Below are 11,620 nucleotides of genomic sequence, written 5' to 3' on the forward strand. Positions count from 1 at the left end.
ATAGTTTCGTATTAAGGTTACTTATACGTTTGGGTGAAACTTAGATTATTTCCATTGCCAACCCAATGCAATAGCACCACCAACATCACCTTGTGAACTTGCGGTTCCAGATGCTTTATAGACAAAGCGATTCGTTTCAGAAACCCCACTAAATCCAATGGCAATACCTTGCTCACCATCCCATGTACCAGCAGCTGCACTGAACATACTTGCACCAGCATAAGTTGGCTGGGGTAATGAAGCGACAGCCAAAGACGCTGCAATAGCTGCTCGAGTGTCACGTCGTTCATCGGCAAAACTCTGTTCTAAAGCATTTACACGTCGACTAGTATACTCATTGGCCTGATTCAATATTTCATTGGTTCGTATATTCGTATATTCCTGTGCATCGCTCAAAACTTGCTGATCTGCTTGACGCATTTGTTTTACATTGACTGCGTCGGTATCCGCTGTACCTGCTGCCACATTAACAATTTGGCGCTGTTGCGTAGAGGAACCCACTGAAACCGTATTGTCCCGATCGGTAGACGAAGCATTTCCTAAAAGAACAGCATTATTTGCGTCAGACGTTATATTATTCCCAAGAGCTACAGTACTATTTCCTGAAATATTGTTGAAATTACCAACTGAATGCGTATTTTCACCCGTAACCGTATTGTGATTTCCTAAAGCTGTTGCATGTTCACCAGCGACTTGTGATTCAGCCCCAATTACAATACTCTCACGACCCGATGCTACTGATGAACTTCCGATTGCAAGAGCATCTTCACCTGTTGCATTTGGTAATATTGCATTTTCACTAGGATTTGTTCCAACAGATATTGCGACAGTTCCACCACTAGCCAAAGACGTTAGCCACTGTTGTTCGGTGCCATTAAAGCCATTTTGTACAGCAATCTCAAAAGCACTAAAACCTTGATCACCTTTGTCACCTTTTAAGCCTTGAAGTCCTTGATCACCTTTATCGCCCTTGTCGCCTTTTAAGCCTTGAAGTCCTTGATCACCTTGATCTCCCTTATCACCTTTCAATCCTTGAGGACCTTGGTTACCTTTATCTCCTTTGAGTGACGTCAGCCAATCTTGCTCTGTTCCTACAAATCCATTATTCACCGCCACTTGGTAAGCACTATCACCTTGTGGTCCTACACCGCCACCAGGTCCACCGCTTGCACCTGGTATACCTTGATCCCCTTTGTCACCTTTCAACCCTTGTGGACCTTGATCACCTTTATCTCCCTTATCGCCTTTTTCACCTTTTAATGATGTAAGCCAATCTGTTTCAGAGCCCTCAAATCCATTACTCACAGCAACCTCGTACGCACTTGGTCCAGCTGGTCCAGTGGTACCTGTACCTGTTTCACCACCAACACCATTATTTTCGAGTGCAGACACTCGGTCTTTTAACGCTGTAAATTCAATATCAATCCCTCTAATTGTTTGATTTACGTTTTGGTATGTAGAGCCTTGCATTTCAAATGAAAGGGGCATCACACTCCCCTGAAACATAGTCACCCCAGTACCCAGAATTCTTTGTAAACTGGCTGTCAATTGATCAACATTAATAGCATCATGAGTATCTAATCCCCATGCTAAGTTCATGATTCGGCGTTTTAATTGATCACTACCGACTGAAATAACATTCTCTCGATCTGCAACCGATGCACTACCTAAAGCAACAGAGTTGCTCGCATAAACCTGACTCAGCTCACCAATCGCGACTGACTCTCTTACGGATGTATAATTTGGTCCTGGTCGAATAATAATAGAACCACCGACAGCCACATTAGTGTGACCTTGCACATTACTGTTGGAGGCAAATATATGAGAACTCGTCGCACCAACCTCATTAAATCCACCAAAAATCATCGAGCCATTAGTGTTGACGTCGTGAATATTATTCATACCAACAACAACAGATTTTACAGACGAGTTTAAATTTGAAATACCTATAGAGATACCCCCTTCAGCAGTATTTGAACTACCGATCGCAATACTCCCTTCCCCCTTAACCACTTGATTATTACCAATGGCAATATTACTTGTATGATGCGTTGTGTTTTGATTTCCAATGACCACATTATTTTGCGTTGTCGTTACAGCGTTTGGTGTCACCGTATTATTCAAACCAAAAACAGTATGATTCATCCCAATATTGACGTTATTGCTTTGTCCCATAACCACACTGTTCGGTGCAACCACTGAGTTATTTTCACCACAGATGAAAGATGTAGTGTCTGAATTCGTCGCTGTGCCTGTTGAACCCTCACATTCATCAGCTTGCACCTGACTCGTCATTGCGGTTAATGCCCCAATTAAAATCAGATAACCTGTCGTCATTCCAATATTTTTTAAAGATTGTGTAAAACGTGTACGTCCAAGTTCCCCTGTTACGACTAATTTTCCATTACGATTACGGATAACTCGGTATATATGGTTCATGTAATTCCCCTTAGTTTTTGACATGGTCATGTCACTTGCAGGTTTTCCATAGTTTGCAAGAAAGACCTTTTATAATGAGGAAAATCAAACCATAAAGCTGATAATCTAGAAGCCCCCCTTTAAGGGGGGATGAAAAAAATATTTTTGTGAAAAAATGATTAATATTTACTTTTTTATCTCAATTTTTTTAAAAAAATCTATAATTTGAATTTGTTATAATCAAAACAGTTCAATCGAAGATGAATTCAATAAGTTTTCGTAAAAGTGATCGAACAAGGCTCGGCACCCTCCATCGCCTGAGAAATCTTTGCTGTACTCAACTTCCGCTCCTTACCATTGCGCCCAGTATTTTTGACTATTTGAATTTTTTGATTCCACATGATGCCTACGGTATGGCACTGACCTATCCAAATGGTGAACCTTATATACTGTATTACAAAAATCTTAACCCTCAGTCGATGAGGTATGTCCAAGAAAATACTGAATTATTCTTAAACTTAAAAACCGAAAGCCATATCCGCTGGCTCAACTGCCCTATGTTACCCAAAGTCGGAAATCTTTTACGCCCAGATGATCCGTATTTTCATAGCTTAACCTACCAGATGATTGTGCGCCAAAGCGGTCTTCACCATACACTAGATCTAAGATTAGAACGCAATCATATTCCTGCAGGAGGTATTACCCTCTATAGGCGTATGTCACACCCCTTCCAATTACAAGATCATCATTTATTAGAACAAGCTGGTGTCTATATCGAATATGCGCTTAACAATCAAATGGAGGATGGCGACGATGTAATTGAATCAGATCAAGCGTTGTTAATCGTGAATTCTCAAAATGATTTAGTCATGATGACTGATGCTGCAAAGGATTTACTGAATCTCTTCCCGATACATTATGAATTTTGGGAACCATATAAAGCGTTGCCAAAATCATGCTATCAAGTCATCAATGAGCTTAAATATGGGCAACAAATCCCCAAGCTTAGTTTGACCATTCCTAATGGAATATTAACCCTTCGTGCTGAATGGTTAAGTAGTCAAAATACAACCGATACAAATATCGCCTTATACTTAAAGCGCTCATTACCACGCTCCCTCATTATTTTAAAAAAACTAGAAGCACTTGATTTATCCCCCCGAGAATGCCAAGTGGCTTTTTCGTTAATTACAGGCATGAATAAAAGTGAAATTTTACAAAAATTATCCATTAGCCCTGCGGTATTTAAAGATTGTGTCAAGTCAGTTTATCAAAGCTTGAATGTTCACTCTGTGAGTGAACTGATCACATTTGCCAGCCAATGGACTACCCCCAAAAACAACACTTTTTTGAGTTAAATAAAAAAAAGCAACCTATGGTTGCTTTTTCTGAGTCAGTCTTCGTTATACTAAAATTTCACGTTTACCATTTGCGCCCATTGCACTCACGATACCGTTTTCTTCCATTTGGTCAATAATACGTGCGGCACGATTATAACCAAGACTAAACTTACGCTGTAAAGATGATGTGGATGCTTTACGGGTTTCCAAAACAAAAGCAACACATTGATCATAAAGTGCGTCACGGTCTGAAGCACCATCCCCATCTTCAAAGCCACGTGATGCTGGTTCTTCATCAAATGGGGTGAGAATTTCATCCACGTAGTTTGGTGCACCACGCTCACGCCATGCATCACAAATACGGTTCACCTCGTCATCGGCAATAAATGCACCATGCACACGCTCAGGCTCAATTTTACCTGGTCCTAAGAACAGCATATCACCATGTCCAAGCAAATCTTCTGCACCACCCGCATCCAAAATCGTACGCGAGTCAATTTTAGAGTTTACACGAAGTGCAACACGCGTCGGTATATTCGCCTTAATTAAGCCAGTAATTACATCGACGGATGGACGCTGTGTCGCAAGTAATAAATGAATGCCTGCAGCACGTGATTTTTGAGCTAGACGAGTGATCATCTCTTCCGCTTTCTTACCCACCTGCATGATCATATCTGCGAATTCATCTGCAACAATCACAATCGAAGGCAATGGTGTAAGTCTAGGTGCACGTTCTCCAGCAACTGACTCACTGGCTTTCCAAGTTGGATCAAATAGATCTTCACCATTGGCAATTGCTTCTTCAACTTTACGGTTATAGTCACTCAATTTACGTATTTTTAAGAACGACATCAGCTTATAACGACGTTCCATCTCATTCACACACCAGTTTAAAGCGCTGACCGCATCTTTCATGTCAGTCACAACTGGTGTAAGTAGATGTGGAATATCATTATAGTTCGCCAATTCAAGTTGTTTAGGATCAATCAAAATAAGACGCAATTGATCTGGCGTATATTTTAAAAGCATCGATAGAATCATCGAGTTTACAGCAACAGATTTACCTGAACCTGTGGTACCGGCAACCAACATATGTGGTGCCTTGCCCAACTCAGTAATGACTGGGTTACCAGAAATGTCTTTACCCATGGCCATGGATAAGATTCCATCTGGATCCTTAAATTTTGGAATTTGTACCAATTCAATCAGGCGCACCATCTCACGTATGCTATTCGGAACTTCAATTCCAATGTAAGGTTTTCCAGGGATCACCTCAACAACACGTACTGATGCCATCGACATTGATCGTGCTAAGTCACGAGAAATATTAGTTACTTTCGAGGCTTTCACACCAGGCGCAAGATCCAGTTCAAATCTGGTCACGACTGGACCCGGTTGAGCTTCAATCACTTTCGCTTTGACATTAAATTCTTGTAATTTAATTTCTAACAGTTCTGATAATCTTGATAATTGTTCTGCAGTGAAGTTTACTTTTTTGTTTGGGTCTACTTCATCAAGTAAATCCAAACCAGGAAGTGGTGATAAATCTTTACGGCGCTCCGCAACTTGCATTGCACGAGACATTGGACGACCAGCAGCATCTGTTAATGGCGCATCGAAATCAAACTCATCCTCTTCAACTTCAGGCTTACCTACCGTTTCTTGCCAAGCTTCTCTAAAAGCATCTTTATCTGAAGATATACGTTGTTTTTCCTCATCACTCACTTTAGTAACAGGAATTGATGATCCCTCTTGCTCAACAATGTTTTGTGGTGATGGGGCAATAGTGTCTTGCTCTGATTCATATTCCGCGACTGTATCTGACTTAGGTGAAGTCATAAATTTAATATTTGGCGTCACCAAATTTGGGCGCTTGACCTCTGAATTAGACAAAGCTTCTGCTTCATCCGCAAGTGATGCAAGACCATCAAGCTCAGAAGCTAACAAATCTGCTTTAGTGATCGCTTCCGCAGCTGCGCTCGATTGACTTGCGTATACAGCACTTGCACCAATAGCTGAGGTATTTTGGATTAGGGATGCTGTATTTTGATCATCAGCAGATTGACCTGAAGGATTTGTTTGATGATGAAAAGGAGTATGAATATCTTTGGCGTGCTGTCCTTGTGGAACAACTTCAAGCAATTCATCAAAGATTTGATCATCATTCCAGTCCAAAGCAGTATCTTGAACAGTTGAGCGCTGCTCTACTCGAACGTTTTTACTTAATTCATTAATTTCTGAAGTACGTTGATCAAGCTGATCCTCCTCTGCTGCGCGCAAAAGCTCATCAATTTCTCTTTTATGATCTTCATCGCTATGCAAGGCTTTCCAAACTTCACCCGTTGGAACAATACGTTGACTCTCACGCTCTAACTCATGCGCTTTCGCGATGGTACGCTCGAGCTCTGCCTCATCATCTTCATCAAAACGATGATTTTGTTGAGACTCTTGGAAACGCATATCTTCAAATAGTTTTTCAGCAGTACGTTCATGACGCGCTTGTAATTGATCTATTTCTTCTAAATGACTGACATCATTGAGCTCAGCTTGATAAGGGACTGGAGCTGAATCTTTTACAGGAGGTTCAATTTCTTTTTTCGCTTTTGGCTGAGTCGTCAAATCATAAGCTGATTCAGTCTCAGGTACATTTTTATAGAATAAATCTTGCAAATAAGCGGGTGTCGCCTTCAAAGTAGACCATGTCTTGTTCCACTGAATACCAAAAGCCAGTGTGATTAGAACGATGCTAAGTACGATCAGAAAAAAAACGGCGCCATAAATCGTCAAAAGCTGTTTTAAACTCTCACCCAATTCGTAACCAATGATTCCACCTGAAGCGTTAGCAAGCGTATCTGCAGGCACTGACCAAAGTAAATAAAACAAACTCGCGACGGTAAGTAGAATGAAAAATTGAGCAGCAAAACGAAATGGGCGACTCAAAAAACTTCTTGGCCACCACACTTGAATCGCTTCAATGAATAAATAAATTGGAATCAGTAAACTTGCCCAGCCCAGAAATCCAAATAAGAGATCTGCAATCCAAGCACCTGCGACACCACTTGCATTTGAAACTTGTTGAGTATCACTCGAAATATGCATCCAACCCGGATCAAATGGCGTATAAGTCACTGTTGCTAAAAACAGATAAATACCAAATGATATTAAGAAGAATGTTAAAACTAAGCGCTGTGCATATACACTCGACACCGCAGTCATATACTGTCCTGTAAACGATTATTCATTAATGTTCTAATGTTGAAATGGAACAATTTCTTCATTATAGAAAACTTACTATTATGCACCTGTTCATAAAAAAAAGGTGCAGCTTTCTAAGGTTTCCTTGTTAACACTTTTATCTATATAGCTCAATTCGATTTAGTTGATCAATATAATCCACATTCATTCCACACAACTGTGGTGAAGTTTCACGTATAATTTTCAGTAAATCGATATATCAAATTAAAAGGATGCTTATACATGAGCGCTCGTCACTCAAGATTGATTATTTTAGGTTCTGGTCCTGCAGGTTATAGCGCAGCTGTATATGCTGCACGAGCAAATTTAAAACCAACTTTGATCGCTGGTATGCAATTGGGTGGTCAGCTCACCACAACTACAGAAGTTGATAACTGGCCAGGTGATCCTGAAGGCTTAACAGGTCCTGCTTTAATGGAGCGTATGCAAGCTCACGCAGAACGTTTTGGTACTGAATTGGTTTACGATCACATTAACGAAGTTGACTTAAATGTACGTCCATTCGTTTTAAAAGGTGATATGGAAGAATACACGTGTGATGCTTTGATCATTGCAACAGGCGCTACGGCTCAATACTTAGGATTAGAATCCGAAGCTGCTTATATGGGTCAAGGTGTGAGTGCGTGTGCAACTTGTGATGGTTTCTTCTATAAAAATCAAAAAGTCATGGTTGTCGGTGGTGGTAACACTGCGGTTGAAGAAGCGCTTTATTTATCAAACATTGCTTCACATGTAACACTTGTACATCGTCGCGATAAATTACGTTCTGAAAAAATCCTTCAAAATCATCTTTTTGCAAAAGAGAAAGAAGGCAAAATCAGCATCATCTGGAACCATGAAGTTGAAGAAGTACTTGGTAACCCTCAAGATGGCGTTACTAGTGTTCGTTTGAAATCTACAACTGATACTACAACACAAAACGTTGAAGTGACTGGATTGTTCGTCGCTATAGGTCACAAACCTAATACTGCAATGTTTGAAGGTCAGCTTGAACTACGTGATGGTTATATCCAAGTTCAAAGTGGTACACGTGGTAATGCAACTGCGACTTCTGTTGAAGGCGTATTTGCTGCAGGTGATGTTGCAGACAATATCTACCGCCAAGCAATTACATCAGCAGGTTCAGGTTGTATGGCTGCTTTAGACGCTGAGAAATATTTAGACAACTAATATTTATTTAAAAACCCAAAAAACCACCTTCGGGTGGTTTTTTTATTCTTTCAACTTGGCATAATCATTTTAAACATTTTTATCTTCGGTTTTTCATTATTATTTTTAGAACTTAATCCCTATGCTCCCTCCTTCTGAATTTATTTTCCCTAATCCAATTGAATCCGATCCCGAAGGTCAAGGACTAATCTGTATAGGTGCTGACCTCTCCCCTTCTACATTATTTGAAGCTTATACACATGGTTTATTTCCTTGGTTTTCCGAAGGTGAGCCGATCTGCTGGTGGAGTCCAGAACCTCGCTGCATTATCTACCCTTCGTCATACCATCCAAGTAAATCACTCATTCGTAACATGAAAAAACATGATTATACGATTACCATTAACCGTGATTTTGAACATGTGATACGTTCTTGCTCATTACCACGAAGTTATGCCAATGAAACATGGATTAATGAAGATATCATTCAGGGTTACTGTTCATTATTTGAGTCAGGCTATGCATATAGTGTCGAAGTACGCAGAGAAAATTCGATTGTCGGCGGGCTGTATGGTGTCTCTATAGGTCAGGGTATTTTTGGTGAATCCATGTTTAGTCGAGAGACTGATGTTTCAAAAATGGCTTTTTATACCCTCATGTTGATCAGCCTTGAAAACCAGGCACCCTGGGTTGACTGTCAATTGGTGAATGATCATCTCATGAGCTTAGGTGCTTGCACAATTTCTCGCCAAGACTACCTTAATTCGTTACAAGATGTGATAAAACAGCCTCAGATTGATTGGCAAAAGTATAAAGACGGTGTATTTTCAAGTAAAACAATAGCATTTGATCAACGACTCATGGATTGAGAAATAGGAGGGACAATATGAATTCTTATCAACCCCAGTCCCTATTAAATGAATTGCAGTATTACATTACACCACCGCATGACTGCAGTTATCTTCCCGAGAAATCAGCACGGATGGTCTTTTTAGATCCTGCTCATAAAATCGACGTTGTAACTTTATCAGAATTGTCTCGTGTAGGATTTCGAAGAAGCGGAGATTTTGTCTATCGACCTGAATGTCATTTGTGTCGACAATGCCTTTCATGTCGTGTACCTGTTGATGCTTTTAAAATGAACAATCAACAAAAGAAAGCTTGGAAACGTAATCAAGACTTAGAAGTTAGAATAACCCAAACTCAAGATGCTACTGATTTACACTATCAACTCTATGAACGTTACATCAATGAGCGTCATTCAGATGGAGATATGTTCCCCCCTAGCTATGATCAATTCGAGAAGTTTTTGATTCACAGTTGTAGCAATAGTTTCTTTATAGAACTTTGGAAAGATGATCGACTCATTTGTGTCTCAACCTGCGATGTATTAGATGATGGAATATCCGCCGTCTATACATTTTTTGATCCAGATGAATCCAAACGTTCTTTAGGTGTTTTTGCAGTCCTTAAGCAAATTGAATATGTAAAGCAGCACAATCAAGAGTTTGTATATTTAGGATATTGGGTACCCCATTCATTCAAAATGAACTATAAGTCCCAATATGCGCCTTTTGAATTATTACTGGATGGTCAATGGCGACGTGTTAATAAAATGCTCAGCAACGAAGAAATCGATCAATTAGGTCATATGCTGATGACGACACTTCCCTCTGAATGGAATAACTTTATTGTAAAGTAGGGTATTGAATTTTGTCACTTGAATAAATCTGCAAAATTATCACTGCATGCCTTTACCATAATGATGGCATGCTCTTTTCCACCATCTAATGTTGGATAATAGTTTTTACGCATATCAATTTGATGAAATCCGGATTTCTCATATAGTGCAATCGCAGCCTTATTACTTTCTCGGACCTCTAAAAAGATTTGTACGGGATCATTATTGAGTTGAGCTATTGAAGCTTCAAGCAATTGATATCCCAACCCTTTTCCACGCATTTTCGGATGAACTGCCATCAACAGCAAATTTGCTTCATCCAATACAGGCTGTAAAATACAGAAACCAACAACACGATTCTGGTATTCAATCACTGTGGATTGATATGAATCAACCGCTTCTGAAAATTGTTTTTTTGTCCAAGGATGCGTCTGCCCCAAACTTTCAATTTCATATACCACCTCAACATCTGATGTCAGCATCGGTCGAATCATAATCATTACATTGCATTTTTTAAGTGAGTACATTATAGAAAGTTCGAAAATAAATGAAATAAAAAAAGGCAGCTTACGCTGCCCGAATGCACAAAAGTAAATACTTAAAAACCGAGTTTTGCTTTCCATGTTGCCAATAAACCCACGGTATCCAAATCATTCGGATGGAAGCCTGGTTTAAAATAAGCCAACATTTCCTTACCCATACCAGAAATAATGCCTTTAGATGGACTATATCCATAGGTATAAATATCTTTCAAAGATGCAATATTTAACTGTTTATCGTCTTTCAATAAACGCGCTACAAAATAAGTCTGCACCATGAATAGCACAACCATTGCTGCCACTAAAGAAGATGTTCGAGCAAGATAAGATTTGATTCCTTTACCGAACACACCTTCAAATACATCATATGCGACAGCCTTATGCTCATTTTCTTCAATGGCATGCCAAGCCCACATCGTCGCCATTGTTTCATCAGTCATTAATGCTTGAATATGTTCGTTACGCAATAATTCTGAGGCAATGGTTGCTGTAAAATGTTCTAGCGCAGTCGTTCCCATCAGATCGATCATTTCTTGTGAAATACCAAATGGTTTCATAACGGTGCTAGCTGACTTACGAAAAGTTTGAATGACCGTATCTGTGGCTTTTTCAAGTGCAGCAACATCATGACCAAATTTTTGTGCTGATGCATTAAAGCCAGCATGCTCATGTGTATGCATTGCTTCCTGACCAATAAATGCTGAAATCTCTTTTTGGAGATCTTCATTATCTTTAATGGCTGGATGTTGGCGAACTGCACGCACTGAATCGATAAAGAATTTTTCACCTGCAGGAAATAATGCAGATAACGCTGTCATGAAATGAGTTAATCCTGCTGAACCATTCATCCAATATTCTGGTACGTGATCAAAATCAAATTGCATACGACGTACTGGAAATGATGCACCGGCACGATTTGTAATATTTACTTTAGCATTCATTGCTGGACTCCTATTCGGGATCTATCCAAATCTAGTTTTATGATTCTTTTCATTACTTCATCTTAGTGATTTATTATTTTTATGATAAATGCCTTATAGGTCACATCATTATCAGTTAAGGACAGCTTACAACTCTTATTGTCTAACAATTTTATAGATTCCATAAAAAAACGCCCCAAAGGGGCGTTTCTTTCACACAATCAATACTTATGCAGTTACTTTAGCAACAACACCAGCACCAACTGTACGACCACCTTCACGGATCGCAAAACGTAGACCTGGGTCCATTGCGATTGGG

9 protein-coding genes are annotated in these 11,620 nt (G+C 39.7%); 4 read left to right on the forward strand and 5 right to left on the reverse strand.

All coding sequences use genetic code 11. The annotated features are described in order from the left end of the window. Nucleotides 1-45: 45 nt before the first annotated feature. Entirely contained in the window at nucleotides 46-2,439 is a 2,394-nt protein-coding gene (locus AC1M9P_RS13070) for a YadA-like family protein (RefSeq protein WP_481587884.1), read from the reverse strand. A 239-nt stretch (nucleotides 2,440-2,678) separates the two neighbouring features. Between AC1M9P_RS13070 and AC1M9P_RS13075 the strand changes: the two genes are divergently transcribed. Further along, nucleotides 2,679-3,776: a helix-turn-helix transcriptional regulator gene (locus tag AC1M9P_RS13075; RefSeq protein WP_481587885.1), complete on the forward strand. Its 1,098-nt coding sequence runs from the start codon at nucleotides 2,679-2,681 to the stop codon at nucleotides 3,774-3,776. A gap of 45 nt (nucleotides 3,777-3,821) precedes the next feature. Here the strand turns inward: AC1M9P_RS13075 and AC1M9P_RS13080 are convergent, their stop codons facing one another. Further along, on the reverse strand, nucleotides 3,822-6,974 hold the full coding sequence (locus AC1M9P_RS13080; protein WP_481587886.1) for a DNA translocase FtsK 4TM domain-containing protein: 3,153 nt from the start codon (nucleotides 6,972-6,974) through the stop codon (nucleotides 3,822-3,824). A gap of 261 nt (nucleotides 6,975-7,235) precedes the next feature. Between AC1M9P_RS13080 and trxB the strand changes: the two genes are divergently transcribed. From trxB to AC1M9P_RS13095, 3 genes are all read left to right on the forward strand, one after another. Further along, nucleotides 7,236-8,183 (forward strand): thioredoxin-disulfide reductase, encoded by a 948-nt coding sequence (gene trxB, locus AC1M9P_RS13085; RefSeq protein WP_481587887.1) that lies wholly within the window; start codon nucleotides 7,236-7,238, stop codon nucleotides 8,181-8,183. Between the two features lie 115 nt (nucleotides 8,184-8,298). Further along, nucleotides 8,299-9,030: a leucyl/phenylalanyl-tRNA--protein transferase gene (gene aat, locus AC1M9P_RS13090; protein WP_481587889.1), complete on the forward strand. Its 732-nt coding sequence runs from the start codon at nucleotides 8,299-8,301 to the stop codon at nucleotides 9,028-9,030. 17 nt (nucleotides 9,031-9,047) lie between these two features. Then, on the forward strand, nucleotides 9,048-9,863 hold the full coding sequence (locus AC1M9P_RS13095; protein WP_481587888.1) for an arginyltransferase: 816 nt from the start codon (nucleotides 9,048-9,050) through the stop codon (nucleotides 9,861-9,863). Nucleotides 9,864-9,877: 14 nt separating this feature from the next. Here AC1M9P_RS13095 and rimI read toward each other — a convergent pair whose 3' ends face one another. The 3 genes from rimI to AC1M9P_RS13110 all read right to left on the reverse strand — a co-directional run. Then, the gene (gene rimI, locus AC1M9P_RS13100; RefSeq protein WP_481587890.1) at nucleotides 9,878-10,336 is read right to left on the reverse strand and encodes a ribosomal protein S18-alanine N-acetyltransferase; all 459 of its coding nucleotides are present in this window, start codon (nucleotides 10,334-10,336) and stop codon (nucleotides 9,878-9,880) included. Between the two features lie 104 nt (nucleotides 10,337-10,440). Next, nucleotides 10,441-11,322, reverse strand: coding sequence for a metal-dependent hydrolase (locus AC1M9P_RS13105; protein WP_035267371.1), 882 nt, complete (start codon nucleotides 11,320-11,322; stop codon nucleotides 10,441-10,443). Nucleotides 11,323-11,529: 207 nt separating this feature from the next. Continuing rightward, nucleotides 11,530-11,620 (reverse strand): EF-Tu C-terminal domain-related protein (locus AC1M9P_RS13110; protein ID WP_019509660.1); only part of this gene is annotated, 91 nt, incomplete at its 5' end.

It is taken from the genome of Acinetobacter sp. 25-47-122 (assembly GCF_056779695.1).

Bases quoted from the DNA above. Each gene is read 5' to 3' on its own strand.
- AC1M9P_RS13070 (WP_481587884.1), bottom strand. From the start codon at position 2,439: ATGAACCATATATACCGAGTTATCCGTAATCGTAATGGAAAATTAGTC.
- AC1M9P_RS13095 (WP_481587888.1), top strand. From the start codon at position 9,048: ATGAATTCTTATCAACCCCAGTCCCTATTAAATGAATTGCAGTATTAC.
- rimI (WP_481587890.1), bottom strand. From the start codon at position 10,336: ATGATTCGACCGATGCTGACATCAGATGTTGAGGTGGTATATGAAATT.
- trxB (WP_481587887.1), top strand. From the start codon at position 7,236: ATGAGCGCTCGTCACTCAAGATTGATTATTTTAGGTTCTGGTCCTGCA.
- AC1M9P_RS13080 (WP_481587886.1), bottom strand. From the start codon at position 6,974: ATGACTGCGGTGTCGAGTGTATATGCACAGCGCTTAGTTTTAACATTC.
- AC1M9P_RS13105 (WP_035267371.1), bottom strand. From the start codon at position 11,322: ATGAATGCTAAAGTAAATATTACAAATCGTGCCGGTGCATCATTTCCA.
- AC1M9P_RS13075 (WP_481587885.1), top strand. From the start codon at position 2,679: ATGAATTCAATAAGTTTTCGTAAAAGTGATCGAACAAGGCTCGGCACC.